Source organism: Nocardioides sp. (assembly GCF_047606145.1).
Taxonomy (GTDB): Bacteria; Actinomycetota; Actinomycetes; order Propionibacteriales; family Nocardioidaceae; genus Nocardioides.
This window is the reverse complement of the sequence record NZ_JASGET010000097.1, coordinates 37,158-62,454: the sequence shown is the minus strand read 5'-3', so window position 1 is coordinate 62,454 and position 25,297 is coordinate 37,158. Positions and strand designations below refer to the sequence as shown.

The 25,297-nt window shown below is 71.6% G+C and carries 22 protein-coding genes, 1 tRNA gene and 2 riboswitches; of the genes, 12 read left to right on the top strand and 11 right to left on the bottom strand.

Features of this window, described 5'->3' with window-relative positions; all coding sequences use genetic code 11:
- Positions 1-647: septation protein SepH (sepH, locus tag QM638_RS12130; protein WP_415142234.1), on the bottom strand; the 647-nt coding region annotated here is incomplete at its 3' end.
- A 280-nt stretch (positions 648-927) separates the two neighbouring features.
- Here sepH and QM638_RS12125 point away from each other — a divergent pair.
- Positions 928-999 (top strand) — tRNA-Val (locus tag QM638_RS12125).
- A gap of 278 nt (positions 1,000-1,277) precedes the next feature.
- On the opposite strand, the gene adhP is transcribed toward QM638_RS12125, so the two are convergent.
- Entirely contained in the window at positions 1,278-2,294 is a 1,017-nt protein-coding gene (gene adhP / locus QM638_RS12120; protein ID WP_415142231.1) for an alcohol dehydrogenase AdhP, read from the bottom strand.
- A 216-nt stretch (positions 2,295-2,510) separates the two neighbouring features.
- Between adhP and QM638_RS12115 the strand changes: the two genes are divergently transcribed.
- The gene (locus QM638_RS12115) at positions 2,511-3,653 is read left to right on the top strand and encodes a universal stress protein (protein ID WP_415142230.1); all 1,143 of its coding nucleotides are present in this window, start codon (positions 2,511-2,513) and stop codon (positions 3,651-3,653) included.
- A gap of 144 nt (positions 3,654-3,797) precedes the next feature.
- Entirely contained in the window at positions 3,798-4,805 is a 1,008-nt protein-coding gene (locus tag QM638_RS12110) for a zinc-binding alcohol dehydrogenase family protein (RefSeq protein WP_415142229.1), read from the top strand.
- Between the two features lie 76 nt (positions 4,806-4,881).
- Here the strand turns inward: QM638_RS12110 and QM638_RS12105 are convergent, their stop codons facing one another.
- The 4 genes from QM638_RS12105 to QM638_RS12090 form a co-directional block, all read right to left on the bottom strand.
- On the bottom strand, positions 4,882-5,385 hold the full coding sequence (locus QM638_RS12105; RefSeq protein WP_415142228.1) for a hypothetical protein: 504 nt from the start codon (positions 5,383-5,385) through the stop codon (positions 4,882-4,884).
- A gap of 30 nt (positions 5,386-5,415) precedes the next feature.
- Positions 5,416-5,480, bottom strand: a riboswitch (Fluoride riboswitch).
- 65 nt (positions 5,481-5,545) lie between these two features.
- Positions 5,546-6,406: a hypothetical protein gene (locus QM638_RS12100; RefSeq protein WP_415142227.1), complete on the bottom strand. Its 861-nt coding sequence runs from the start codon at positions 6,404-6,406 to the stop codon at positions 5,546-5,548.
- Positions 6,407-6,419: 13 nt separating this feature from the next.
- Positions 6,420-7,988: a MutS-related protein gene (locus QM638_RS12095; protein ID WP_415142226.1), complete on the bottom strand. Its 1,569-nt coding sequence runs from the start codon at positions 7,986-7,988 to the stop codon at positions 6,420-6,422.
- The gene (locus QM638_RS12090; protein WP_415142225.1) at positions 7,985-9,598 is read right to left on the bottom strand and encodes a MutS-related protein; all 1,614 of its coding nucleotides are present in this window, start codon (positions 9,596-9,598) and stop codon (positions 7,985-7,987) included. The genes QM638_RS12095 and QM638_RS12090 overlap by 4 nt, the downstream gene beginning before the upstream one ends.
- A gap of 184 nt (positions 9,599-9,782) precedes the next feature.
- A riboswitch (Fluoride riboswitch) is annotated at positions 9,783-9,875 on the top strand.
- 11 nt (positions 9,876-9,886) lie between these two features.
- Here QM638_RS12090 and QM638_RS12085 point away from each other — a divergent pair.
- Genes QM638_RS12085 through QM638_RS12055 form a run of 7 tightly spaced genes read left to right on the top strand, consistent with a single transcriptional unit; the run spans position 9,887 to position 18,333 of the window.
- Entirely contained in the window at positions 9,887-10,519 is a 633-nt protein-coding gene (locus QM638_RS12085; protein ID WP_415142224.1) for an NUDIX hydrolase, read from the top strand.
- A complete protein-coding gene (locus tag QM638_RS12080; protein WP_415142223.1) occupies positions 10,516-11,478 on the top strand; it encodes a respiratory chain complex I subunit 1 family protein in 963 nt (320 codons plus the stop codon). The genes QM638_RS12085 and QM638_RS12080 overlap by 4 nt, the downstream gene beginning before the upstream one ends.
- On the top strand, positions 11,478-12,149 hold the full coding sequence (locus QM638_RS12075) for a hypothetical protein (protein ID WP_415142222.1): 672 nt from the start codon (positions 11,478-11,480) through the stop codon (positions 12,147-12,149). Before QM638_RS12080 ends, QM638_RS12075 begins: the two co-directional genes overlap by 1 nt.
- Before the next feature lie 3 nt (positions 12,150-12,152).
- Complete coding sequence (locus QM638_RS12070; RefSeq protein WP_415142221.1) at positions 12,153-13,856, top strand: proton-conducting transporter membrane subunit; 1,704 nt, start codon at positions 12,153-12,155, stop codon at positions 13,854-13,856.
- The gene (locus QM638_RS12065) at positions 13,853-15,370 is read left to right on the top strand and encodes an NADH-quinone oxidoreductase subunit C (protein WP_415142220.1); all 1,518 of its coding nucleotides are present in this window, start codon (positions 13,853-13,855) and stop codon (positions 15,368-15,370) included. Before QM638_RS12070 ends, QM638_RS12065 begins: the two co-directional genes overlap by 4 nt.
- Positions 15,371-15,427: 57 nt before the next feature.
- Complete coding sequence (locus QM638_RS12060) at positions 15,428-16,276, top strand: hypothetical protein (RefSeq protein WP_415142219.1); 849 nt, start codon at positions 15,428-15,430, stop codon at positions 16,274-16,276.
- The gene (locus QM638_RS12055; protein WP_415142218.1) at positions 16,273-18,333 is read left to right on the top strand and encodes a proton-conducting transporter membrane subunit; all 2,061 of its coding nucleotides are present in this window, start codon (positions 16,273-16,275) and stop codon (positions 18,331-18,333) included. The genes QM638_RS12060 and QM638_RS12055 overlap by 4 nt, the downstream gene beginning before the upstream one ends.
- A 46-nt stretch (positions 18,334-18,379) precedes the next feature.
- Here the strand turns inward: QM638_RS12055 and QM638_RS12050 are convergent, their stop codons facing one another.
- From QM638_RS12050 to QM638_RS12030, 5 genes are read right to left on the bottom strand one after another with little or no spacing between them, the layout of a single operon-like run.
- Positions 18,380-19,063: a histidine phosphatase family protein gene (locus tag QM638_RS12050; protein ID WP_415142217.1), complete on the bottom strand. Its 684-nt coding sequence runs from the start codon at positions 19,061-19,063 to the stop codon at positions 18,380-18,382.
- Positions 19,060-20,346: a phosphopyruvate hydratase gene (gene eno, locus QM638_RS12045; RefSeq protein ID WP_415142216.1), complete on the bottom strand. Its 1,287-nt coding sequence runs from the start codon at positions 20,344-20,346 to the stop codon at positions 19,060-19,062. The genes QM638_RS12050 and eno overlap by 4 nt, the downstream gene beginning before the upstream one ends.
- A 29-nt stretch (positions 20,347-20,375) precedes the next feature.
- On the bottom strand, positions 20,376-21,644 hold the full coding sequence (locus QM638_RS12040; RefSeq protein WP_415142215.1) for an MFS transporter: 1,269 nt from the start codon (positions 21,642-21,644) through the stop codon (positions 20,376-20,378).
- A 37-nt stretch (positions 21,645-21,681) separates the two neighbouring features.
- Entirely contained in the window at positions 21,682-22,068 is a 387-nt protein-coding gene (locus QM638_RS12035) for a DUF190 domain-containing protein (protein ID WP_415142214.1), read from the bottom strand.
- Complete coding sequence (locus tag QM638_RS12030; RefSeq protein ID WP_415142213.1) at positions 22,065-22,415, bottom strand: DUF190 domain-containing protein; 351 nt, start codon at positions 22,413-22,415, stop codon at positions 22,065-22,067. Before QM638_RS12030 ends, QM638_RS12035 begins: the two co-directional genes overlap by 4 nt.
- A gap of 380 nt (positions 22,416-22,795) precedes the next feature.
- On the opposite strand from QM638_RS12030, the gene QM638_RS12025 reads away from it, so the two are divergent.
- Both QM638_RS12025 and QM638_RS12020 read left to right on the top strand, forming a co-directional pair.
- Entirely contained in the window at positions 22,796-24,328 is a 1,533-nt protein-coding gene (locus tag QM638_RS12025; protein WP_415142212.1) for an ABC transporter substrate-binding protein, read from the top strand.
- A 7-nt stretch (positions 24,329-24,335) separates the two neighbouring features.
- A complete protein-coding gene (locus QM638_RS12020; protein ID WP_415142211.1) occupies positions 24,336-25,283 on the top strand; it encodes an ABC transporter permease in 948 nt (315 codons plus the stop codon).
- The last annotated feature ends 14 nt before the right edge of the window (positions 25,284-25,297 follow it).

Here is a 25,297-nt window from a genome sequence, read left to right as displayed (position 1 = left end):
GCGTCCGCCTGGGCGCGCCGCTCCCGGGCGGCCTGCAGGTCGTCGGCCCGCGCCGTCGGCGGCGGGGTGGTGGGAGGCGCGGTCGGCGTCGGGGCCTCGATCCGGTCGCCGATCAGCCAGCGGGCGTCGTCGTTCTCGATCGCCACGTAGTTGCCGGCCGGATCGAAGGAGAGCTCGGCCTGTCCGGAGCGGGCCCGCGTCTCGTAGTGGGCGATCAGCTTCCAGCGGCCGTCGGTACGACGGTAGGAGTCCCAGGTGACCACCTCCGGGGCGAGGTCCAGCCGGCCGAGATGGCCGGCGACGGCGTCCCCGAGGGTGCGAGCGGTGCCCGCCGGCTCGCCTGCCCGGCGTCGTACCGAGGCCTTCTGGGCACGTTCGGCCATGTGCTCGCGCTCGGCGAGCACGGGACCGGCGAAGGCCATGATCTTCTCCACCGAGGTGCCGGCGGCCTCCGCGACCTGCTCGGCGCTCTCACCGCTGCGGATCCGAGACTGGATGTCGCGCGGACGCAGACTGCTGGGCGGGTTCTTGGCGGACTCGTTCACGAGAGGCTCCGATCGGCGGGGTGAGGCAGCCGGGAGGGCTGCTCGAAGACGGTCATCGACATCCAGCGCGAACTCGCGACCGGTCTCGTCGACGAACAACATCCGGTGTCCGTCCCGGCTCACCGAGACGAGTGTGAGACCGGCCGGTCCGGCGTCGGGCTTCGCCCCGGCGAGCGGCGGCTCGAGATCCGGGTGGGGAGTCACGGGTAGTTCTTCGGCCGACATCCTCGTCTTCGTCTCAATCCTTCGAATGGTGAGATCGACCCTACGCCACCGCACCACTCCAACCCGGCCAGACACGGCGAGCCGGGTCGTGCGATCGGCCACGGATCGGCGAATGTGAAGTGCGGCCGACGATGCGCTAGAGTCTGCGACCGCACCTGGGTGATTGGCGCAGTGGTAGCGCGCTTCGTTCACACCGAAGAGGTCACTGGTTCGAACCCAGTATCACCCACCCACCTCGATCAGGCCCCTGAGCTGCGGGAACGCAGAATCAGGGGCCGTTCTCATCCGGCCGCATGTCCACCGTGTGTCGACCAGATCGGGTCCTCTCCACCAACCGAGAGGAGTCCTCCACGATCACCACGATCACCGCCGACCGTACGACGCGACACGTCCGGGGTCTGGGGCCCCGATCGACCTACCTCGTCGCACGTTGCCGGCGGCCCGGAATCGAGAGCGACCGCTGCTCCGACCCGGCCGATGGCCGAGGCGGCCGGGTCGTTCTCGATCTCAGAACTCGAAGACCAGCCGGGCGGCCGTGCGCGCGTGCAGCACGTCGTCGATGCACTCGTTGACGTCCTCGAGCTTGCGTGACTCCGCGATGACGCGGGTCCGCCCCAAGGCGTGCAGCCGGAAGACCTCGGCCAGGTCCTCGCGGGTGCCGACGATGGAGCCGATGACGCTGATGCCGGACAGGACGGTGTCGAAGATCGGCAGATGCATCGGGCCGGCGCTCTCCGGCGGCAGCGCCACGCAGACCAGTCGGCCACCGCGACGCAGGGACGCGAACGCCTGCTCGAAGGCCCTGGGGGTGACCGCGAGCGCGACCGCGACATCGGCGCCGCCGAGGTCGGCGATGGCGCGGACGGGGTCGGTGGTGGCGGCGTCGACCGTGTGGTCGGCGCCCAGCTTGCGAGCGAGCTCGAGCTTCTCGTCGGCGAGGTCCACCGCGATCACCTCGGCCCCGACCAGCCGGGCGTACTGCACCGCCAGATGACCCAGACCACCGATCCCGAAGACCGCGACCCTCTCGCCCGGGGTGATGCCGGCGACCTTGATCGCCTTGTAGGTGGTCACACCGGCGCAGGTGAGCGGGGCGGCTTCGAAGGACGCCACCTGGTCGGGGACGGGTACGACGTAGTCCGCGTCGGCGACGGCGTACTCGGCGAAGGCACCGTCGACCGAGTAGCCGCTGTTCTGCTGCTCCTCGCACAGCGTCTCCCAGCCGCTGACACAGTGGTCGCAGTGCCCGCAGGCGTGACCCAGCCACGCGATGGCCACCCGGTCGCCGACGGCGCGGTGCGTGACCCCCTCGCCGACAGCGGTGACCACCCCCACCCCCTCGTGGCCCGGGACGAACGGCGGTGTCGGCTTGACCGGCCAGTCCCCGTGGGCGGCATGGATGTCGGTGTGGCACAGGCCGCAGGCTTGCACGCGTACCTGGACCTGCCCCGGACCCGGCTCGGGAACGGGACGGTCCTGGATCTCCAGGGGACGATCGAAGCCGATGACGACAGCTGATCTCATGTCTCTTCTCTCTTTCGGCAGTGGGCGGCGTCCTCCGGCGCGCCGCCATCGGAGGGGACGATGTCCCGACGCCCGGTCCTCTCCATGGCACATCCGGCGCGGTGCCGGGCGCGAGAGTCGGAGGACCCGACCCGGAGGGCACTTCGGGTCATCCGGCCGAGTGGCGTGAGCCGAGGGGAGGGTCGAAGGTCCTGCGGCATCGGGACGGCCGCGCCCGTGGCGATCGTCGACGAGGCCGACGACGACCCGTCTCCCGCCACCTCCCGCCGGACCAAGGTCCCGGCGACGAGGACCCTCGTCCCCTACCGGGGCCGGGTCGGCCGGAGCACGGTCGAGGTCGACGGCCCACCCAGGCCGACCATCCGGGCCGACCGGGCCGACCGGGCCGATGAGGAGGGCGTCATGACCACACCCGACCAGATCCTGGTGGGGATCGACGGCTCGGCGGGAGGACGCGCCGCCATCCGCTACGCGATTGCCCAGGCGCAGCGGTGGCACGCCGATGTGCGGCTGGTCCACGTGATCCCGGAGATCGCACCGGTCGTCTCGGCATCTCCGATGGCCAACCTGCCCCTGCCTGTCGAGACCCGGCGCGTCGGCGCCGGGTTGCTGGCCGAGGCGGCGAAGGAGGCGGGGGCGGCACTCGGCGCCGATCGCGTGAGCACCACGCTGCTCGCCGGCCGTCCGGTCGCCGGCCTCGTCCACGCCGCCCCATCGGCACGGTTGGTGGTCCTCGGCGACGAGCCGCGGCCCATCCTGAAGCGTCTCTCGACGGGAGCTGTTCTCGGCGCGGTTGCCGCACATGCGCCGGCACCCGTGGTCGCCGTACCGGCGAGTTGGCGGCCCGGCGAGGGCAGCAGGCGGGTGGTCGCGGCGATCAAGGACTGCGAGGGCTCCGTCGGCCTGATCGCCCGAGCCCTTCAGGAGGCCGCCGAACGTGACGCCGAGCTGGTGCTGCTCCATGCCTGGGCGCTGCCGACGGCGTACGACGACCTGACGGTCGCCCGACTCGACCAGAGCGAATGGGAGATGACGGCGCGGCGGGCGCTGGAGCAGGGGGTCGACCATGCCCGGGCTCGCCTGCCCGAGCGGACCGCAGGGCTCGCGGTACGCATCGAGGTCCATCACGGGCAGGCGGCGCGCGTGATCGCGGACGCCGCCGCGGACGCGGACCTGTTGCTCATCGGACGCCGGCGGCACCTCCTTCCCGAGGGTCACCTCGGCAGCACCGGGCGCGCCGTCCTGCGCACGAGTCCGTGCCCCGTCGAGGTGCTGCCGCCCGATCTCGGTGTCGTCGAGCGGGACGGCCTCGCGCTCGAGCACGACGGGATCTTCGAGAAGGAGAAGACGCAGGGGTGAGCGCCGGAGGCTCGCCTCCGGCGCTCAGCTGCTCCCTGGACCGGATCGCCCTGGACCGGATCGCCGAGACGGTCCAGATCGGAGGGGACACACGGAGAGCGGCGAGACGATCGAGAGAGGATGAGGAGACGACGAGGAGACGACATGGACACGATGCGGGCCTGGCAGACGGCGGTCGCTCACCAGCTCTCGGCCGTCGAGCTTCCGATCCCGGAGCCCGGACCGGGGGAGGTCCTCGTGCGGGTCGAGGCATGCGGCGTGTGCCGCACCGACCTGCACGTCGTCGACCGTGACCTGCCTCCGCACCGGTCGCCGGTGGTGCCAGGACACGAGATCGTCGGGACGGTCGCCGCGCTCGGCGACGCGGTGGATCGCGCACGGGAGGGTGTGCGGGTGGGCGAACGGGTCGGCATCCCCTGGCTGCGGGCGACCTGCGGCGCGTGCCGGTGGTGCCGGAGCGGCGCGGAGAACCTCTGCGAGAGCTCCCGCTACACCGGTTGGGACGCCGACGGCGGCTACGCGGAGTACGCCGTCGCGCCGATCGCATACCTCTACCCGATCCCCGACGCGCTCGAGGCGCGCCAGGCCGCGCCGTTGCTGTGCGCGGGGATCATCGGCTACCGCGCGTTGCGGCGGGCCGCACTCCCACCCGGTGGCCGGATCGGGCTCTACGGGTTCGGCGCGAGTGCCCATCTCACGGCCCAGATCGCGCTCGCGCAGGGGGCGGAGGTGCACGTCGTGACCCGCGATGCCGCGGCCCGCACGCTTGCCCTCGACCTCGGCGTCGCCTCCGCGGTGCCACCCGGCGGCGCCGTCCCCGCTCTCGACTCCGCGATCGTCTTCGCGCCCGCCGGCGAGGTGGTGCGCGAGGCGCTGGGCGACCTGGGGCGGGCGGGCACGTGCGCTGTCGCCGGCATCCACCTCACCGACGTCCCGGTCCTCGACTACCAGCGGCATCTCTTCGGTGAGCGGACCCTCACGAGCGTCACCTCGAACACCAGGGCCGACGGCGCCGAGCTGTTCCGCCTCGCCGGTCGACTGCGCGTCCATGCCGAGGTGACGTCGTATCCGCTCGCCGACGCCGCGCAGGCTCTCGCCGACCTGGCGGCGGACCCGATCCGGGGCGTGGCGGTCCTCGACATCGCCGGTTGAGCGGTGCGTCGATCCGCCGGTCGCATCGACCAGCAGACACCCGAGCAGGCGCCGCCACGATCGCGGCGAGACCGCGTCAGGCGCGACTGCTCGTCGGTGCGAGTCCGGCCACACCGGCGAGCGGCGTCTCGGCCGGCAACGCCTCGGCGAGCAGCGCGTTCGCCTCGTGCACGCCACCGCAACCGGCGAGGTGGTGCGGTGTCCCCGGCCGTACTACCCGCAGCGCACGCACCCACGCCTCCGGTCGCGCGTCCCAGTCGGCGCAGTGAACGAGGTCGATCAGATCGAGGAAGGGTCGCTCCTCGGCGACGCAGGCGAGGATGTCCTCGGGCGCGCGGCCGGCCAGGTGGAGTACGCCGATGGGCCAGGCGTGGACCAGTTGGGGGAGCGCCGGCTCACTCATCAGCACCAGCGCGCGCAGCGGGTCGCCGCGTCGCAGCTGCGTCTCGGCGACCTCGCCCCACCCCACCGGGAGGCCGTCGGTGTGGTGGGGTCGGGCGAAGAGCGAGTGTTCGGGTCGGTGACTGCGGCCGATCGCCGACCCGACGGTGGCGTGGACCTCGACGCTGATGCGTGGCATGACGACAACCCTTTCTACGAGCGCGGAGCAGTGCACGTAGAGGCCATCAGCACCGGTGGGATGCAGTTGCGGCGAGCCTCATCACCATCGCCCTCATTCTCCCGCGGGAACGGACCCCGATCAATGCCGGGCCGATGCCGGGCCGATCTCCGGGCGACGGTCAGGCACTGCGTCCGGGGATCGCCGGCCGGACCAGACGGCCGAGCTGGAGGGCCAGCACGCGGTCGGCCTGGGCGAACGCCTGGTACTTGCTGCCGGACGGCAGGCGCGGGTCGATCTCCAGGCGATGCAGCGAGGTCAGTACGGCGGGGGTGTCGGGGCCGTCCCCGACAACCCCCACCGGCCCGACCGTCCCGTCGGTCGCGTCGGCATGCAGCGCCCGGCGTACCTCCTCGGCGTGCCCCGGCGGCATCGGGCCTGGTGGCATGTCGGCCCAGCCGGCCACCTTGATCTGCCAGCGCTCGAGCGTCTCCTCGGCGCGATGCAGGCGGGCGATCGACACCTCCGCCGGCGCGGCGCAGCGAAACCGCAGCAGCGCGAGCCGGAGCGAGAGCGGATCACGATCGTCGGCCGGGCCGGAGACGGCGAAGGTGGCGGCAAGCGACGGCGAGAGCCTCGTCGTACCGACACCGAGGCGCCGGTGCTGCCGACCCGGACTCGGGCGGGCGGCGCGAGTCGCGGGCGTGGCCGGGTCGGCGGGCCCCACCACGAGGTCGGGTCGGCCGAGCAGGCACTCCAGCGCCTCCTCGGGGTCTCGAGCGCTCGCCAGCGGATCGCGGATCTGGAGCGCCCCGGACCACGCCGAGCGGACCGCCGCCGCACCGCGGTCCTCGAGCACGGCCAGCACCTGATCGCCGCCCGACCGTTCCCGGATCCGGGCCAGCACGTCCGCGGTCACCAGGACCCGCAGTGCGTCGATCGGTCGCTGCTCGAGGCCCCGTACGTCGACCAGCAGCCGGCACAGCGGAGCCCGATCCTGGTGCTGGTCCCGGTGCTGGTCCCGGTGCTGATCCTGGGCCATGGTGTCTCGCCCGTCAGGTCCTGACCGGGTCGGTCGAGGCGGTGCTGGCCGATCCCGGATCCGGCGACCGATCGGCGGGTGGCTCGGACGAGGGCGCGTGCTCGAAGATGCGCTGGTAGAGGTCCATCGCATGGCTGGTCGCCTTCGGCAGCCCGGGCAGGATACGGAAGGAGCGTCCACCGTCGTCGCGGCGTTCGGCACGCAGGAACACCACCGTCGAGGTGTCCGTGCGCAGGCGCTCGGCGAGCTCGAACATGTGGGTGACCATGACGACATCGACACTCGAGTCGGCCAGGCCACGCAGGACGTCCTCGGCGATCTGGCTGCCCTCGCGTTCGTTGGTCGAGGAGAACGACTCGTTGCTCAGGAAGAGCGATCCCTGGCTCAGCTCGTCGACGGCGGTGGCCATCCGGGTGAGCTCCTCGTCGAACTTCCCGGAGGCCAACTGCTCGTCCTCCTCACGACGGAAGTGGGTCAGCACCGCGCGGTAGAGCGGCACCCGGTAGCTGGTGGCCGGCGCGTAGGCCCCACAGCGGGCGAGCAGCGCGGCGATGCCGACGCCTCGCAGGAAGGTCGACTTCCCGCCCCGGTTCGCCCCGGTGATGATGGTGATCGCGGCGCCCCGGCTGTCGTAGTCCGAGGACACGGTGCGGGTGCTGCTGTCGAGGGCGAGGCCGGCGTCGTACAGGCCGATGGCGTGGTGTTGCAGGCTCCCGGTCGCGATCACCTCGGGCACGCAGCTCTGCTGGCCGCGCCCGGTGAGGGCGTCGGCGAGGTTGAGGCAGCCCAGGTAGAACCCGAGCTCCTGGCGGAGCACGGTGAAGAAGTCGATGACGTGATTGACCGACGCGACCGCCGCCTCGGCGGCATCGGCGACGGCATCGCTGCGCAGGGCGCCGAGTGCGTTGAAGCTCGCCTCGTCGCGCTCCGGGATGGTCACGCTGCGGGTGGGCTTGCGCAGCGGGATCCGACGGAAGAAGGTGCGCTTGGACTCGTCCGGTGCCCGGAGCACGAAGTCGACCCCGGTGTTGCCCTCGCCGAGGGCGGCACTGAGCAGGAGCCCGCCGCGGAAGCGGAGGGCGGCGAGCTCGCGCTCGATGGTGGCGAGATAGTCGGCGTCGAGCTCCTCGCTGAGCACCGCGAAGAAGGCCTTGAAGGCGGGCGAGGTGAAGGTCGGCGGGGCGGTCGCGGACATCTCCTGGAGCCGGTGGAAGTAGGGCAGGCAGGCCTCGAGCACGGAGACCGACTGATGCAGGCCCGACTCCAGGCTGAGGAAGATGTTGGCCCGGTGGATCCGCTTGCGATCCTCGAGCACGCCGGTGGCCATCTGGTACAGCTCGGTCACCACGGCGCGGTTGGCGGCGCAGTCGGCGAGGACCTGGTGCCGGTAGCCGATCTGGTCGGTCGACTCGCAGCCGGCCATCAGGGCGGCCCGGCACATCTCCAGGATGAACGCGTCGCCTCCGGCCATCGCCTCGAAGACCGGGTTCAGCTGGAGGTCCTGGACCAGATCGTCGGCGCCTGGCGGCTCGGTCAGGGTGGGATCGAAGTCGGCGTCGGGGAACATCAGACGGACCTTCATTGCACCCGCCTCCTCACATCGTCGTAGGTCAAGCCGTGTTTGACCGCCAGCGCGGTGGCGTAGGCCCGCCCGTCCGCCGGGGCCCGGATCACCCGGAAGGTTCTGCGGGTGACGTCGTCGGGGTCGACCTGGGCGACCAGGGTGACCGTGTGCGGTGCCTGGGCGATCTCGTCGAGGAAGGTGACGCAGAGACAGAGTGCGCCCGAGGCGCTGAGCCGGTCGAGGACGCCACGGGCGAGGTCGACGGCATCGGCGGTGGTGGTCGAGGCGAAGATCTCGTTGAGGACCACCACGCTGTGCGAGGTCGCCTGCTCGAGGATGGCCTGGATGCGGAGGAGGTCGTCCTCGAGCTTCCCGGTGCGGTGTCCGAGCTCCTCGCGTTCGAAGTGGGTGAAGATCCGATCCGGCGGGGCGAGCGCTACCTCGCTGCCGGGCACCGGACAGCCGAGGGCGGCCAGATGGTGGATCTGCGCGATGGTGCGGGAGAACGTCGTCTTGCCGCCCTGGTTGGGGCCGCTGATCACCACCCGGCGCTCGTACGGCGCGAGATCGAGGTCGTTGCCGACGATCCCGCCTGTCGATGATCCGCCCGTCGATGATCCGCCCGTCCGCGATCCGCCGGGCTCGGCCGGCGTCGCCTGCTGGCTGGCCAGCACGATGTCGTAGACGTCGCGCGCCGTGACGCCGTGCTCCTCGCGCAACGTCGGACGGACGGTGGGCAGGCCGGCCCCCTCGAGACGCTGCCTCAGGTCCTGGTAGCGCAGGTAGAACTGCAGCTCGCGGTAGAACAGCGAGACGGTGGGGTCCAGGAACGAGGGATGCCGGGCCCGGAAGGCGGCGAGCTCGGCGAACAGCGCCGGGTGGAGCTCGGCGACCAGGGCCACGATCCGCTCCCGCACGGGGTCGCCGCCGGCGTACCGCACCTTCCGTCGCCGTTGCTGGGTCTGCTTCGCCTCCGGATCCTGATCGTGCTGACGGAAGCGGGAGAACATGTTCACGATGTGCTCGCCGTAGTCGGACTCGCCGTCGTAGGCGCCCACGGTGATCCGTGCACCCTGGAGGAAGACGCTGTAGTCCAGCGCACGCAGCTGCTCCTCGAGCCGGGACGACTCGCCGTCGAGCCGGCGGAAGTCGTCGGAACCGGCCAGGTCGCGCAGGCCGCGCACGATCTCGCGCAGGCCGCCCGAGCGCAGGCCCGAGCCGCCGATGGCGCTCACCGCGGTGCGCACCGCCGTGCAGTAGCCGGCGGCGGCGTTCAGGTGCCAGCGGTCCTTCTGGGCGCCGACGCGCAGGTTCTGGCTGGCACGCAGGGCGCTGTGTACGGCGGCCATGTCCTGGGAGAACCCGTCGAGCGTCTGCCGCACCCCCGGCTGCTGTATGTCGTCGAAGACGTCCTGGCGCAGCCGGAGCGTCTCCCGGTCGGCGACCATGGCGCGGAACAGCGGCGCCAGATGGAACTGGTCGACGTCCCCGGTGAGGCCGGCGACCAGCTGGTCGAGACGCAGGTCGCCGAAGTAGCTCGGCTCTGGCGTCTCGTCGATCCGCTCGGGCCGGCGACCACCGAACAGGATGCTGAACGACGCGGGCGTCATCGCGCCACGTCCCGACATCGGGCCATGGTGAAACCCCTCTCTTGGAGAGGGGCCATTAGCGAGTCGTTGCGGTTCAGCCTCGGTCTGTTCCCAGGCTCGGCGGGCTCCATCGCCGTGTTCCCAGTGAAGCGCGCGGGACTGCGGATCGCAAGTCGACGTCCGGCGGGCGTGGCCGCTTGACCGTTCGATGGCCGGTTGCTTCACTTGTCGTGGCGATGGAGCTCGCCGGAACCCTTGGTGCGACACAAGCCGACAGGTGTTCGAACCGCGACGTGCTGATGGCTCCTGCTGACCAGGAGGTCGCAGGTGCCGTCGTACCCGTTCCGCTCGCACTCCCAGGACTCCCCGGGTGCCGATCCCGTCGAGGCTGCGTTGGCCGGCGACGAGTCGCTGGTCGAGCTTCGCTGCGCGGTGATCGTGGCGCGGGGCGAGGACGTGTTGCTGCTGCGTCGTCCTGGTGAGGGGCCCGCCAAGCCCGGCAGACCCGACGGAGAGGTGTGGGTGCTTCCCGGTGGCCGGCCGCGCCCGGGCGAGGGGATGCTCGCCTGTGCCCGGCGCGAGGTCGCCGAGGAGACCGGCGTGGTGGTGATGCCGGACAGATGCGCGTTCGTCGCCGATGTCATCGCCCCCGACCGGGGGCGTCGTTGTGTCGAGCTGGTCTTCGTGGCGAGGGTGGGCGCGAGGGAGGAGGTGACCCTGGCCGGTGAGCACGGTGTCGAGCCGGCCTGGATGTCGCTGGAGCGGGTGCGGCAGGTCAACCTCCGTCCGCCGATCGCGGGCTTCCTGCCGGACGTGGTCCGGGGCAGGGCCCAGACCGCTCCCTATCTGGGGAATCTGTGGCGCCCCGAGGGGGCGGAGAACGAGCCCGGGCACGGATCCGGCGGCGTTCTCGACGACGCCACGCGTCCGAGCGAGCCGCGTCGAGGGACGTGGGAGTGAGCGTCCAGCTGGCGCCGTCACTGATCCAGGTGGCGCAGGTGCTGACGATCGCGGTCGGGTCACCGCTGGTCACCGGTGTGATCGCGCGGGTGGAGGCGGTCCTGCAGGGCCGTCACGGGCCGCGCGTCCTGCAGCCCTATTACGACCTGGCCAAGCTGTTCCGCAAGGAGGCGCTCGCGCCGGTCGGGGTCGGGCCGTTCTTCCTGGTCGCGCCGTTCCTGGCGATGGCCTGCTACCTGACCGTGCCGTTGCTGATCCCGGTGCTGACCAGCTATGCGCTGCCGCTCGGGTTCGCCGGGGACATCCTCGGCTCCGGCTTCATCCTGGCCCTGGCCAGCTTCGTGGTCGCGGTGGCCGCCGCCGAGACCGGCGACAGCTACGCACAGGTGGGCTCGAGCCGGTCCAAGACCTTCGCGGCGATCACCGAGCCGGTGATGCTGCTGGTGGTCTTCACGGTGGCCATCGTGACCACCACCGACCTGCCGTACGTGCTCGGTGCCACGGTCCGCAGCGGTCCGGACCAGATCGTCCGGCCGGCCCACCTGCTGGCGTCCGCGGCGCTGTTCATGGTGATCCTGTTCGAGACCGGGCGCATCCCGATCGAGACCCATACCGGGACCACCGAGTTCGGCATGATCGAGGAGGGTCGCCCGTTCGAGCACTCCGGCCCCTACTTCGCCCTCCTCAAGTGGGGTTCGATGGTCAAGCAGCTGGTGCTGTTCACCGTCTTCCTCAACGTCTTCGTCGCGCCGTGGGGCCTCGCCTCGACGCACTCGCCGGGTCCCGTGCTGCTGGCCGTGCTGGCGCTGCTGGGGAAGGCCTGCGCGCTGGGCTGCGTGATCGCGGTGATCGACGACTCCTTCGCCAAACTCCGGCTCTTCAAGATCACCGAGTTCGTCGCGGCGGCGTTCCTGCTGGCGACGATGGCGATCTTCACCCTCTACCTAGGAGGCGGCTGATGTCCCACGGCAGCGTCCCGTCCCTGTTCGACGGCACCGCGAACACCGTGGCGGTCGTCGTACTGCTGCTGGAGTTCCTGATGTTGCGCTCGGCGCTGCTGCGGGCACAGGTGAGGCTGTACGCCGCCCAGTCCCTGGTGGTCAGCATCCTCGCCGCCGTGGTGGCCGGCGGCCGCGACGTCCCGGAGCTCTACGCGCTGGCGGCGGTCTCCTTCGCGCTCAAGGCCGTCATCGTGCCGTGGCTCATCCTCCGGCTGATGCGTGACGCCTCGACCGAGATCGCCGGCAGCGGGGTGCTGGGCGTGGCCAGCGAGATCATGATCGCGATCGTGGTGGCGGCCTTCGGGTTCTTCACCGTCAACGTGCTCGGGATCGACTCCGAGGTGCTGCCCGCGACCGCGCTGAGCCTGGCCTTCGCGGTGGTGCTGGTCGCCTTCGTGCTCATCATCATGCGCCGCGACGTGGTCAGTCAGGCGATCGGGTTCTTCTCCTTGGAGAACGGCGTCTCGGTGGTCAGCCTCGTCGTGGCCGCCGGCATGCCACTGATCCTCGAGGTCGCCTTCCTCTTCGACCTGCTCGTCGCGGTCGTCGTCTTCGGGGTCCTGATGCGGGTGCATCACGGCCGCACCCGGTCCCTGTCCACCGAGAACCTCACCCGGCTGAAGGGCTGACCCATGAGCATCTCGACCCTGCTCCTCGTCCTGGCCGTCCTGCCGGCGCTGGGAGCACTGGCCTGCGTCGTGCTGCCGCACCGACCGGCCGCGATCACCACCTTCGTCGTCGGCCTGATCTGCCTGGCCGCGGTGATCCGGCTCGTCCCGGCGGTCGGGGACGGCACCGTCTCGGTCGGCTTCCTCCGGGTCGACGCGCTCTCGGTGGTATTCCTGCTCCCCACCGGATTCCTGTACGCCGCGACCGCCGCGTTCGCGATCGGCTACCTCGGCGACGAGGCCCGGCACGCGGCCCGGGCCGATGCCGTCGAACAACGGGTCTTCGGTCGCTACAGCCGGCTCTTCTTCGTCGGATTCAACGCCTTCGCCTGGTCCATGCTGTGCGCACCGATGGGCGACGGTCTCGCACTGCTCTGGATCGCGGTCGAGGTGACCACCGTGGTCTCGGCTCTGCTGGTCGCACTCGACAACACCGAGGGCGCCACCGAGGCGGCCTGGAAGTACGTCCTGATCGCTTCCTGCGGACTGGGCGTCGCGCTGCTGGCCACGATCGTCATGTACTACGCCGGCGCGCAGTCCCTCGGTCAGTCCTACGACCTCGCCCTGGACCCGCTGATCGCCCATGCCGCCCAGCTCCCGGCGACCCCGGTCCGGCTGGCCTTCGTCCTGGCCGTGGTCGGCTTCGGCACCAAGGTCGGCCTGGTGCCGTTGCACACCTGGCTGCCGGACGCGCACGCCGAGGCGCCGACGCCGGTCTCGGCGCTGCTGTCGGGATCGCTGCTCGCGGTGAGCTTCTACGCCATCCTGCGTTACTACCAGGTCGCCCACGTGGCCCTCGGACCGGCGTTCCCGCAACGGGTGCTGCTCGTCTTCGGGATCGCCTCGCTGCTGCTCGCCGCGCTGAGCCTGCTCCGGCAGAGCGACGTCAAGCGCCTGCTCGCCTACTCCAGCGTCGAGCACATGGGCATCCTGGCGATCGGCGTCTCCTTCGGCGTGCGGCTCGCGTTGGTCGGCGTACTCCTGCACGTGCTCGCCCATGCCGCCGCCAAGGGCAACGCCTTCATGGGATCGGGGGTCATCGTTCGCGTCTTCCAGACCAAGTCCCTGGACCGGATCCGGGGGGTGATGGACCGGTTGCCCTGGAGCGGGCCCATCTTCCTGGCCTCGGTGCTGGCGCTGTGCGCGTTGCCACCGTTCGGCCTGTTCCGCAGCGAGTTCGACATCGTCGCCGGTGGCGTGGGCGCGGGGCGTACGACGCCGGCGGCGATCCTGATCGTGCTGGTCACCGTCGCCTTCCTCGGCCTGGTCGGTGCGGTCGGGCGGATGGTGCTCACCCGTCCCGCCGAGCCGTCCGGAGCGTCCGGAGAACCGGCGGGCGAGTCGGCACCCCAGCTCGTCCTGGCGGGAGCCGTCGCGGGCGACCGGAGCGATCAGGGCCCCGCGAGTGCCGCGGGCGCCCCGGGTGATCGGCGTACGCCGCCCCGACACGCGCGCGGCGGTAGCCCGGGGAGCACCGGCGAGGGCGCCGGCCAGGATCGCTCACCCCGCGGTGAGGACCACCCCGGACGCGAGCCGAGCTACTGGATGGTGGCGCCGACTCTGGCGGGGTTGGCGGTGCTGCTCGTGCTGGGGATCCATCCGCCGGGCGATCTGGCAGCGGTCCTGCAGACGGCCGCCGACCAGCTCACCGGGGCGGTGGCGCGATGACCGCGTCGGTCCCGGTCGGTCCGCGGGGGCGACTGCTCGCCCTGGGCGAGTGGGAGGGCGTCGTCCGGAGCCGAGTCGGCGCCGGCAGCCGGCTGGCCGGCCTGTACGGCACCGACGAGGAGGGCAGCTGCCAGCTGACCGCGCTGCTGGCCGACGCCGACCGGCTCGAGGTGGTGAGCACGATCGTCGCGCCCGACCGGGACGGGGTCATCTGCTACCCCTCGCTGAGCCGGGACGTGCCGGCCGCCTTCTGGTACGAGCGGGCCCTCCACGATCTTTCCGGCGTCGTGCCGCTGCGGCATCCACGACTGGATCCGCTGCTGCTGGATCGCGCGGGGACCTCCCCGGCGCCGCTTCCCGGAGCGCCGGCGAGCGAGACCACCCGGCCGACGATCGGCGAGCGACCCGGGCCGGTGGACGTCGCCGGGCACGGCATGTTCACCCTGCCGCTGGGGCCGGTGCGCTCGGGCGTCTTCGAGTCGATCGAGTTCCTCATCGAGACGCCCGGCGAGGACATCCCCCACCTCAACGTGCGCCCGCACTACAAGCATCGCGGCATCGCCAAGCAGTTCGAGAGCCGTCCGGCCGGCGACGCCGTGCTGGTCGCCGAACGGGTCGAGGGGATCAGCTCGGTGGCCCACGCGCTGGCGTTCTGCCACGCCATCGAGACGCTCGGCGACCTCGAGGTGCCGGCCGAGGCGCGCCTGGTCCGCACCGTGCTGGCCGAGCTGGAGCGGATCTCGAACCACCTCGACGTCACGATGCGCCTCGCCGACGCCGCCGGCCTGGCGGTGGCGACCAGCCGGTTCGGCTGGCACAAGGAGCGGGTGATGCGACTGCTCTCCGAGCTGTGCCGGAGCAGATTCGGTCGGGGCACCGTCACGGTGGGCGGGCTGAGCCGCGGGGTCCGGATCGACGCACCGGCGCTGACCACCGAGCTCCGGCGGCTGGATCAACGCATCCGTGCCGACGTCGCCGCGCTGGAGTCGTCCGCCTCCTTCCTCGACCGGCTGCGCACCACCGGCCCGCTGGAGGCTCAGGTCGCTCGTCGGTACGGCGCGCTCGGGCCGATCGGCCGCGCCAGCGGCGTCGACAACGACGTCCGCCGCGAGCGGCCGTACGACGGCTACCTGGATCTGGCTCCGGTGCCGCGGCCACGGGTCACCACGGGTGACGTCCTGGCCCGGGCCCGGGTCCGCTGGCACGAGCTGACGACCTCGCACGAGCTGGCGATCGACGCGCTCGAGATGCTGGGCTCGCGCGACGTGGCGCCGCTCGCCGCACCCGCGCCGGCACCGCCGGACGGCCTCGGCGTCGGTGCCGCCGAGTCGGCCCAGGGTGAGGTCGTCCACGCCGTGGAGATCAGCCGAGGCGTCGTACGGCGCTGCTTCGCCCGATCGGCCTCCTTCCACAACCTGGTGCTGTTCCACGACGTGTTCGCCGGTGACGTCTTCACCGACTTCCCCTTCATCGAGGCGAGCTTCGGCCTCGGCTACGCGGGGGTGGCGATGTGACCACGCTCGACGCACGTCCCCAGACGAGTCCCGCATCGACGAACGGAGGCCATTGAGATGCCCCTGCCCTGGGCGATGCGCGGCCTGCGCAACGGAGTCCTGACCAGTCGCTATCCGCACCGCTCGGACCGCTACTTCGAGGAGTTCCCGGGCACCGTGGAGGTGCGATCCGACCACGAGCCGGCGAACCCGGCCGGCGGCCTCGGCTCGCAGGCGGCCCTCGACGCGATCTGTCCGACCGGCGCCCTGGTGGCCCGAGACGGCATGGCGGGAGGCATCGCCGTCGACCGCGGCGCCTGCATCAACTGTGGTCGATGTGTCGCCGAGCGGCCGGACCTCTTCGCCTGGCGCTCCGGCGCGGATCTCGCCGACCTGACCCGGCGGGCCCTGGTCGCCCGGGCCGGTCCGGGCAGCGAACGAGGCGTCCGGGAGGTGCGGGACCGGCTGGCCGGCCGGGTCCGCGCGCTGCGGCGGTCGGTCCACATCCGACATGTCGACGTCGGCTCGGACGGCAGCGACGAGTGGGAGATCCAGGCGCTGGTCAACCCCGTCTACGACGTCCACCGGCTCGGCATCTTCTTCACCGCCAGTCCACGACACGCCGACATCTTGATGGTGACGGGCATCGGCTCCGCCGGGATGCACGCGCCCCTGCAGCGAACCCGGCAGGCGATGCCCGACCCGGTCGTGGTCATCGCCGTCGGGACCGATGCGGTCAGCGGCGGACTGTTCGGCAGCGGCTATGCCAGCGACGGCGGGGTGGGCAACCTGGTCGACGTCGACGTCTGGGTCCCCGGCTCGCCGGCGTCCCCGTTCAGCATCCTGCACGGCATCCTGCTCGCGCTGGACCGAGTGCCACCTCGCCGGCCGGGCGTCCGTGACCAGCATGGAGGAGGGGCCCGATGATCCTGCTCCTGGCCTTCGTCGCCTGGGCGCTCGCCGCACTCGCGTCGGTCGTGCCCGGCCCGGCCCGGCGCCCGGCGGTGGCCTGGCTGGCCAATGCGGCCGGCTGTGCCCTCGCGGTGGTCGGCGGGGCGAGGGCGCTGACCGGCCACGACGTACGGGTGCCGCTCGGTCCGTTCGAGGACCTGGGTCAGGGCCTCGGCTCCGGTGGACTCGAGCTGGATCGGCTCGGCGGTCTCTTTGTCGTCATCGCGCTCGGCGTGGCGCTGCCCGCGTGTCTGACCGGGCTGCGCGGCTCGTCGCAGGCCTCGGCGAGGCTGCCCCGGCTGCCGGCCGCCGTGGCGGCCTGTCTCGCCTCGGTGCTCTTCGTCCTCGCCGCGAACCATCTGTTCTGGCTCCTCTTCGGTTGGGAGGGCCTGACTCTCGGCTTCTTCCTGCTCACCGGGTTCGACCGAGCGGATCCGCGGGCCCCCTCGGCGGCACTCGCCGCGGCCAGCTTCGGCAAGGCCAGCGGCGCGGCGGTCCTGCTCGGCGGGCTGCTCGCCGCACGCTCCGGGGGCGGTCTGGGGTACGCCGACCTGCAGCAGGCGCACGGACACCTCGCCCACCTCGCCTTCGCGCTCCTGCTCGTCGGGTTCGCGGTCAAGATCGGCGCCGTGCCGGTCCAGGTCTGGCTGCCGCCGGCGTACGCGACCGCGCCCGGGCCGGCCCGGGCGATCATGGCGGGCGCCGCGGTGAACGTCGGCTTCTACGGGATGTGGCGCACCCTGGACCTGCTCGGTCCGGCGCCCGCCTGGCTCGCCATCGTGGTGTTGATCGTCGCCGGCGTCACCGCCGTGCTCGGCATCGCCCATGGCGCGGTGCACCCGGATCTGCGCGGCCTGGTGGCCTGGTCGAGCGTGGAGAACGCCGGCGTGATCGGGGCCGGGTACGGCGTGGCGCTGATCGGCTCCCACGTCGGGGATCGGCGCCTGATGGCCGCTGGTCTGCTGGCCGCCACCGCCCAGGTGATCGCGCACGCGCTGGGCAAGAGCCTGCTGTTCGTGGTGGTGCGCGAGGTCGAGGAGACGCATCGCACCGCGGACCTCGATGCCCTGCGCGACGTCGCCCGGAGCCAGCCCTGGACCGGTGCCGGGCTGGTCGTGGGCGCCCTCACGCTCGCCGGCCTGCCGCTGACCGCCGGGTTCGCCTCGGAGTGGCTGACCCTGGAGTCGCTGATGCAGCAGTTCCGCATCGATCACCTGGGCATGCAGCTGGCCTCCGCCGTCGCCGGTGCGCTGGTCGCGCTCTCGATCGGCGTCGCCGGGGTCACCTTCGTCAGGCTGATCGCGCTGACCGGCTTCGGCGCCGCCTCGGGGGTGCGCCGCCGTCACGAGGCGCTCGGCCTCAAGGTCGCCGTGACCCTCCTGGTCCTCGGCTGCCTGGGGGCGGCGGCCGCGGCGCCGTGGGAGATCGACCTGATCTCGGCCGGGGTGCGCCCGCTGGTGGCCGACGCGGTCGACCAGGCACACGCGTCCGACTGGGCGATCCAGCCGGTGTTCTCCGGGTTCTCCTCCCTCTCGCCGTCCTGGCTGTGGCTGGTGATCCCCGGCTATCTGGTCCTGCTGGTCGTGGTGGTGAGCTGCCTGTCCGGCCGCCGGCCCTGGCGGGTGCGCCGGGTGCCGGCGTGGTCCTCGGCGTCTCCCGGCGTGGACCGGGGTGTGGGGTACACCTCGTTCGGTTACGCCAACCCCATGCGCAAGGTGCTGGCCAACCTGCTGCTGACCCACCACCAGATCCAGGAGGTCTCGGCCGCCGAGCGGCGCGCCGCGGTCCGGCTGGCCGGAGACCGCGGGGCGAGCGTGGACCGGTCCGCGGAGTCGGTCTCCGGCACGAACCTGGCCTATGAGGTGGACGTGGTCGAGATCGTCGGGCGCTACCTCTACCGTCCGGCGTACGCGGTCCTGCAGGCGGCGGCCCGGATCGCGACCAGGCTCCAGTCCGGCCGGCTCGACGCCTACATGGCCTACATGCTGCTGGTGCTGCTCGCGGTGGTGGCGCTGGTGGCCGCCGTCTCCTGACCGGCCGGCGGGCTCAGCTGCTGGAACCCGCGGGTGAGACGCGGAGTCACTCGCACGGACCGTCGTGCAGCGTGCCGGCGTGGCCGTTGACCACGATGGCCCGCCAGCCGGACGGCGTCCGCTCCAGCCGGTTCCAGCATGCGGTGTCCTGCGTGATGTCGTGGGCGGCGCCGAGGGCCGGGTCGAGTGCGGCGAGCAGGTGGGAGTTGACCGCATCGTGCGCCACCAGGACCACCGGCCCGGCGAGATCGGAGGCCTGGGCGTCGAGTGCCGCGCGGGCGCGCCGGACGACCTGGGCGACCGGCTCGGCGCCGGGGAGATCGACCAGCCCCGGGCCGTACTGCGCCCGGACCTGGTCGGCCGGCTCTCCGGTCCACGGGCCGTAGTCACGGTCGACCAGGCGCTCGTCGGTGAGCACCTCGAGCCCGAGGGCGCGGGCGATCGCGCCGGCGGTCTGCTGGGTGCGGGTCAGTGGACCGGCGACGACGCGCCGCGGCCGTCGACGAAGCTCGGCGAAGGCGGCGCCGAGCATCTGGACCTGCCGTTCTCCCTCCTGGTCCAGCGGTGGATCCAGCAGTCCGCGGAGCCGACCGCCGGCGTTGAGGGCGGTCTGTCCGTGCCGGACCAGGTAGACGACGGCGCTGGGCTCGGTGGGACCGTCGGACTCGTTGGTGGGTTCGTTGGTGGGCTCGGCGGTCGCACGGTCGGTTCGCCCGCGGGGAGTGCTCATCTCGCCTCGATTCCGAAGGCCAGGCCGGTGCTGCCGTCGGGCCGCCGGGCCTCGCCGGCGATCTCGAGGAGGCGGTTGTACTTGGCGACGCGCTCGCCACGGGCAGGTGCCCCGGACTTGAGCTGGCCACAGCCGGAGCCGACCGCGAGGTCGGCGATGAAGGTGTCGGGGGTTTCGCCGGAGCGGTGCGAGATCATCGCGGCATAGCCGGCCTGACGGCACAGGCTCATCGCCTCCAGGGTCTCGGTCACGGTGCCGATCTGGTTCACCTTGATCAGCGCGGCGTTGCCGATGCCGTCGGCGATCGCCTGCTCGATGATCCGCGGGTTGGTGACGAAGTTGTCGTCGCCGACCAACTGCACGCGTTCCCCGAGCCGGGCGGTCAGCTCCTGCCAGCCGGTCGAGTCGTCCTCGCCCAGGCCGTCCTCGATGCTCCAGATCGGGAATCGGTCGACGATCTCCTCGTAGTAGCCGATCAGGTCCGCGGAGGACCAGCGCCGGCCGGCCACGGTGTAGCTGCCGTGCTCGCCGAACTCGCTGGCCGCCGGATCGAGCGCGATCGCGACCCCATGCCGGTCCGGTCGGTAGCCGGCGTCGTCGATGGCCGCCACCAGGATCTGCAGGACCTCGTCGGGATGGGACAGCTCGGGCGCGAACCCGCCCTCGTCGCCGAGCCCGCCGGCATGGCCCGCGGCGGCCAGTCGGGTGCGCAGCCTGCCGTAGATCTCCGCTCCGGCCCGCAACGCCTCGGGATAGGACGGCGCCCCGATCGGCGCGATCATGAACTCCTGGAAGTCCAGCGCGTTGGGTGCGTGGGCGCCGCCGTTGACGACGTTGAAGTGTGGCACCGGCAGTCGTGGCGCCGCACCGTCCACGCTCAGCTGGGACCACAGCGGCCGGGCCGCCGCGGCGGCGAACGCCCGGACGGCGGCGATCGACACCCCGACGATCGCGTTGGCCCCCAGGGCGGACTTGTCGCGGGTCCCGTCCAGGTCCAGGAGGGCGGCGTCGAGGTCGGCCTGAGCGGCGAAGGGCCGCCCGACCAGGGCGTCGGCGATCGCCTCGTTCACGTGTGCGACGGCGGTGAGCACCCCCTTGCCGTCATAGCGTTCGGGATCGTGGTCGCGCAGCTCGACGGCCTCGCCGCTCCCGGTCGAGGCTCCGCTGGGGACCTGCGCGGTGAACTCCTCACCGGTGGAGGTGGTCAGCGCGACCTGCAGCGTCGGGCGCCCGCGGGAGTCGAGGATCTCGTGGGCCTGGAGCGAGGCAAGGGTGATGGTCATGGAGGCTCCTCAATCGGACTCAATCGGACTCAATCGGATTCGGGTGTGGACGTGGTGGGCTCGGTGGTGTCCCGGGTGGCGTTCCTGGTGATGCCGGTGGCCGCCACCGCGAGCACCATCCAGCCGGCGGCGTACACGAAGGCCGCGGTGGGGGAGACGAGCGACCAGATCAGGCCGGCCACCAGGGTGGCGCCGAGGTCCCCGAAGGACTGGATCAGCCCGAGGAAGCCGAAGCCGTTGCCGCGCAGTCGATCGGGCAGTGCCCGGGCGACCATGGTCGACTCGGCCGTCTCCGCACAGCCGATCCCGACGCCGGCCAGGCAGAACGCGAGGGCGATCAGCCAGATCTCGTGCCGGGTGGGTGCGAAGAGCGCGTAGGCCGCGACGTAGGCGCCCGAGCCGACGCCGAAGACCAGCCGGGGACCGAACCGGTCGGCGGCGAACCCGGCGACCACCGAGCTCAGCGCGGCGAGCGCGTTGTGGCCGGCGTAGAGCAGGATCGCGATGGTGGTGGCGGTCGAGGGAGAGTGGCCGTCGGACTGGAGGAGGTCGGTGGCGCGCAGGATCAGCAGGGTGGTGGCGAGATTGCCGAGCTCGAAGAGTCCGGGCGCGATCAGCACGCGCAGCAGCCCGGCGCGGCGCAGCTCGCCGACGTGGAAGCTCAACGCCTCCCGGCCGGCCGGAGCGGAGACGACCCGGCCGGCCTCGCGAGCGGCGGCGGTGATCGCCAGCGCCGCCAGCAATCCCGGTACGGCGGCGAGCACCAGCGTGTGTCGTACGCCGATGAGGCCGACCAGCCCGGCCGCGAGCAACGGTCCGATCAGGGCGCCGAGGTTGTCGCCGGCGCGCTCGACCCCGCTGGCCCTGCCGTACGCCGACCGGTCGACCAGGGACATGAGCATGGCGTCTCGCGCGGGCGACCTCAGCCCGCGCGAGGTCCAGGCGAGCGCTCTGAGCACGGCCACCTGCCACACGGCCGTGACGAGGCCGATGAGACCGGTCGCCACGGCCGTGGCCAGATAGCCACCCGAGGCGAGCCGGCCGCGTCGCGCCGGACTGGTGCTGAGCGGGCCGCCGGCGAGCTTGCTCAGGCCCACCAGGGCGTCCGACACGCCCTCGATCACGCCCAGCGCCCCCGGCCCGGCATGCAGGGTGGAGGAGAGGAAGGTGGGGAGCAGGCTGGTGGTCATCTCGTGACCGGAGTCGCTGCCCAGGGAGGCCAGCCCCACCGAGAGCACCCCCGTGGACAGCCAGGGCCGATCCGTGTCCTCGCGCGCGAGGGTGGAGTCCTCACTCACTCCCGGCTCACTTCGGCTCACTTCGGCTCACTTCGTCTCACTTCGTCTCACTCCGCGTCGACCGCGGGCCCGGGGTCACGGGCGGGGCCGGCCGGCTGACGATGGCGACCTCGACGGTGTCGATGATGGCGATGCCGTGGTCGAGGATCTCGTCGAGCTGGGAGAGGAACTCACGGAGGCGCTCGGGTGAGGGATCGACGATGACGACCTCGGCCGGAAGGCTGCTCATGGTGTCGGGATCGATGTCGGTGTGCAGCCGTCCCGAGCGGCCGAAGCCTTCGATGCCGTGGAAGCGGCTGGCTCCGGCGAGGCCGGCCTCGAGCGCGCGGTGCAGGATCTCATCCGAGAGCGAGTGATGGTGCCAGTAGGCGTCGGCGTGCAGGATGATCGTCAGCCGGGCCGCCGGCCCGGTCGCGAGGCTCATCGGCGACCGTCCCGGGAGCCGACGTAGTGCACGACCTCCACCGGCTCGAGGAACACGATCCCGTCCTCGAGGATCTCCTCGATGCGCGGCAGGAACGCTCGGATGCGGTCCTCGGCGTCGATGATCATGACCGCACAGGGCAGATCGCCGTTGAACGAGAGCAGGTGGGTGGTGTGGATGTGCTCGGACTTGCCGAAGCCCTCGTTGCCATGGAAGACGCTGGCTCCGGCCAGCCCGGCCGCGTGGGCCCGCGCGACGATCTCGGAGTACGCGGGCTTGTGGTGCCAGCGCGCGTTCACCTTCAGATAGACCGTCAGCCGCAGCGCCGGACCGGGCCCGAGCATCATGACGCTTCCCGAGCGCTGGCCGGAGGTGAGTCGTCTCGTGACACGCGGGACGGCGAGGGGCACGCCTCGCCGGAGTCGAACGTCTCGCCCGCGGTGGGGAGGGGCACTGATCGGGACATGAGGTCTCCTACCTTCGTCAGGTAGGGACTGTTGGCGATGGTCGTCGCGGTTGTCGGCGAGCCCCACCGCCGTCGGTCACACCATAGCGCCCGGCGGCCGAGGGTGGGCAAGGCTCGCCGACCCCATCAGGTGGCCGGTCGGGATTGTTTCGGCCGTATGCCGATCGCGAGAAAACTCGCGCAACCCCTTCACAGCCGTCGGTCGCGCCGCTAACCTGAACCGAACTTTGAATCACATTCAAAATTTCGGAGGAGCGTCACATGCCGAGTCGCCGACGTCTCAGGCTGGTCGTCGCCACGGTGCTGGTCGCGAGCCTGGGCGCCAGCCTCGGCGCCTGCGCGACCGGGGCGTCCTCGTCCGGTGGGACGCCGGTCCATGGGGGTGTGCTGCACACGCTTCGGGCGAACCCGTTCGAGGGCTTCGACCTCGACAAGGGCACGCTCAACTCGACGTACCAGATCTCGCAGGCGGTCCTCGAGCCGCTGGTCCGGGTGGGCGACGACGGCACGTCGTTGGCTCCCGGGCTCGCGAGGTCCTGGCGGTACAACAAGACCGGCGATCAGCTGACCCTGCACCTCCAGCCGCGGGCGAGGTTCAGCAACGGCAAGCAGCTCACCGCCGAGGATGTGAAGTTCTCGATCCGGACCTGGCAGTCGGGCCCGAACTACGGCGCCACGTTCGCCGACATCAAGACGATCCAGATCGTGAACCCGAAGACGCTGGTGCTGCATCTGAGCGGGCCGGACACCACCCTGATCGCGTTCCTCTCCTGGGCCAACGCGGGTGTCGTCCCGCAGGACTTCGCCGGGATGTCCGAGGCCGACTTCTGGCAGCACCCGATCGGGGCCGGACCGTTCACCGTGGAGAAGTGGAGCGGCAACGGCGAGGTGATCCTGAAGCGGAACCCGCACTACTACCGCAAGGGTCTGCCGTACGTCGATGAGATCGACAGCGACTTCGCCAGCGACCCGAACTCGGTGACGCTGCAGATCCAGTCCGGTGAGGCCGACATGGCCGACGAGATCCTGCCGGTGACGGCGGCGACGCTTCCCAAGAACGAGGTGTACGCCGGACCCGAGCACCTCACGCCGGTGCTGTTGATGAACACCAAGGACGGCGCGCTCGCCGACGTGGACGTCCGGCGCGCCATCGCGAACGCGATCGACTACGACGCCATCTCGAACAGCGCGCTGCGCGGCTACGGCCGTTCCCCCCGAGGCGCGCTGCCGACCAATCTGGAGAACTGGGCCGCGCCGAGCACGCCGTACTTCACCCACGACGTGGACAAGGCGAAGTCCTACCTCGCCTCGGCCGGCGCCACCCCGGCCCACCTCTCGCTGATCTACCCCAACGACGCCAGCTCCAGCGTGATGGCACTGGTGATCCAGGACGATCTGGAGCAGATCGGCATCACCGTCGACCTCAAGCAGTCCGACTCGGCTACCGAGTTCGGGGCGATGAGCAGCGGGCAGTACCAGCTCGCGATCTTCTCCAACAACGCGATCTCGCCCGACGCCTCCGATCCGGCGTGGTACATCGCGGCCACCAACACGATGTTCACCGGGTACCCGACCGGCAAGGCGTTCGCGATCCTCGCCGCCTACGGCGCGGCGACGACGCCGGCGGAGAAGAAGGCGCAGATCACCAAGCTCCAGGACCTGTGGACCGGCCAGGTCCCGTACGTCGCCCTGGCCAACACGCCCGCCCTCGAAGGAGTCGGCGCCAAGGTCCACGGGGAGCACGTCACCCCGTGGGGCGTCTACTACTTCGACACGATCTGGAAGAACCAGTGAGGCACCGATGAACGGAAGATTCGGATTCGTCGCGCGGCGCTTCGTCAGCCTCGTCCCGCTGACCCTCGGGGTGCTGCTGCTGACCATGCTGCTGCTCAGCCTGGCGCCGGGTGACCCGGCTCGGATGGTCGCCGGCCCTCGGGCCCCGCAGTCTCAGGTGGACGCCGTCGCGCACCAGCTCGGTCTCGACCAGCCGGTGTGGCAGCGCTATCTCGACTACGTGGGCCACGTGATCACCGGCAACCTCGGCACCTCGTTCAAGACGGGGCAGTCGGTGGCGGGCCAACTCGGGGAGCAGCTACCGCTCACCATGGCTCTGGCCGGCTTCGGCGTCCTGCTGGCCCTGGTGCTGACCGTTCCGCTGGCCGTCGCGGCGGCACGCAAGCCGGACGGTGCCGTCGACCACGTCGTCCGGCTGCTCGCCGTGTTCGGCATCGGTCTGCCCACCTTCTGGGTGGCCATCATGGCCATTCGGCTGATCGCGCTGCCGACGGGCTGGTTCCCGGTCGCCGGCATGGGAGACACGCTGGCGTCCCATCTCGGGGCCTTCGTGCTTCCGTGCCTGGTGGTCGCGCTGAGCATCCTGGCGCCGATGATCCGCAGCCTGCGCGCCACCATGATCGAACTGCACGAGGCGGAGTTCGTGCTCGCCGCGCGCACGCTCGGCTACCGCGGCGGTTCCCTGCTGCGCCGCTTCCAGCTCCGCAACGCCATCTCGCCGCTGGTGGCGGTGACGGCCGCGCAGGCCGGCTATGCGCTCTTCGGCACCGTCGTGGTCGAGGTCGCGTTCACCCTCCCGGGCATGGGGCAGGGGCTGGTGGTCGCCGCCCGCACCCAGGACTTCCCCCTGGTGCAGGGCTACGTCGTGGTCTTCGCCGCGCTGGTCGTCGCGCTCTACCTGCTCGCCGACGTCGTGACGGCCGTCGTCGACCCGCGCGTCAGGATCGCGGCATGAGTGAGCGTCAGCGA

Excerpts from the sequence above, each read along its gene's own strand:
- QM638_RS12100 (WP_415142227.1), bottom strand. The coding sequence starts at position 6,406 with ATGGCCCAGGATCAGCACCGGGACCAGCACCGGGACCAGCACCAGGAT.
- QM638_RS12050 (WP_415142217.1), bottom strand. The coding sequence starts at position 19,063 with ATGAGCACTCCCCGCGGGCGAACCGACCGTGCGACCGCCGAGCCCACC.
- QM638_RS12060 (WP_415142219.1), top strand. The coding sequence starts at position 15,428 with ATGCCCCTGCCCTGGGCGATGCGCGGCCTGCGCAACGGAGTCCTGACC.
- QM638_RS12025 (WP_415142212.1), top strand. The coding sequence starts at position 22,796 with ATGCCGAGTCGCCGACGTCTCAGGCTGGTCGTCGCCACGGTGCTGGTC.
- eno (WP_415142216.1), bottom strand. The coding sequence starts at position 20,346 with ATGACCATCACCCTTGCCTCGCTCCAGGCCCACGAGATCCTCGACTCC.
- adhP (WP_415142231.1), bottom strand. The coding sequence starts at position 2,294 with ATGAGATCAGCTGTCGTCATCGGCTTCGATCGTCCCCTGGAGATCCAG.
- QM638_RS12065 (WP_415142220.1), top strand. The coding sequence starts at position 13,853 with ATGACCGCGTCGGTCCCGGTCGGTCCGCGGGGGCGACTGCTCGCCCTG.
- QM638_RS12055 (WP_415142218.1), top strand. The coding sequence starts at position 16,273 with ATGATCCTGCTCCTGGCCTTCGTCGCCTGGGCGCTCGCCGCACTCGCG.
- QM638_RS12075 (WP_415142222.1), top strand. The coding sequence starts at position 11,478 with ATGTCCCACGGCAGCGTCCCGTCCCTGTTCGACGGCACCGCGAACACC.
- QM638_RS12105 (WP_415142228.1), bottom strand. The coding sequence starts at position 5,385 with ATGCCACGCATCAGCGTCGAGGTCCACGCCACCGTCGGGTCGGCGATC.
- QM638_RS12030 (WP_415142213.1), bottom strand. The coding sequence starts at position 22,415 with ATGATGCTCGGGCCCGGTCCGGCGCTGCGGCTGACGGTCTATCTGAAG.
- QM638_RS12020 (WP_415142211.1), top strand. The coding sequence starts at position 24,336 with ATGAACGGAAGATTCGGATTCGTCGCGCGGCGCTTCGTCAGCCTCGTC.
- QM638_RS12095 (WP_415142226.1), bottom strand. The coding sequence starts at position 7,988 with ATGAAGGTCCGTCTGATGTTCCCCGACGCCGACTTCGATCCCACCCTG.
- QM638_RS12070 (WP_415142221.1), top strand. The coding sequence starts at position 12,153 with ATGAGCATCTCGACCCTGCTCCTCGTCCTGGCCGTCCTGCCGGCGCTG.
- QM638_RS12035 (WP_415142214.1), bottom strand. The coding sequence starts at position 22,068 with ATGAGCCTCGCGACCGGGCCGGCGGCCCGGCTGACGATCATCCTGCAC.
- QM638_RS12110 (WP_415142229.1), top strand. The coding sequence starts at position 3,798 with ATGGACACGATGCGGGCCTGGCAGACGGCGGTCGCTCACCAGCTCTCG.
- QM638_RS12090 (WP_415142225.1), bottom strand. The coding sequence starts at position 9,598 with ATGTCGGGACGTGGCGCGATGACGCCCGCGTCGTTCAGCATCCTGTTC.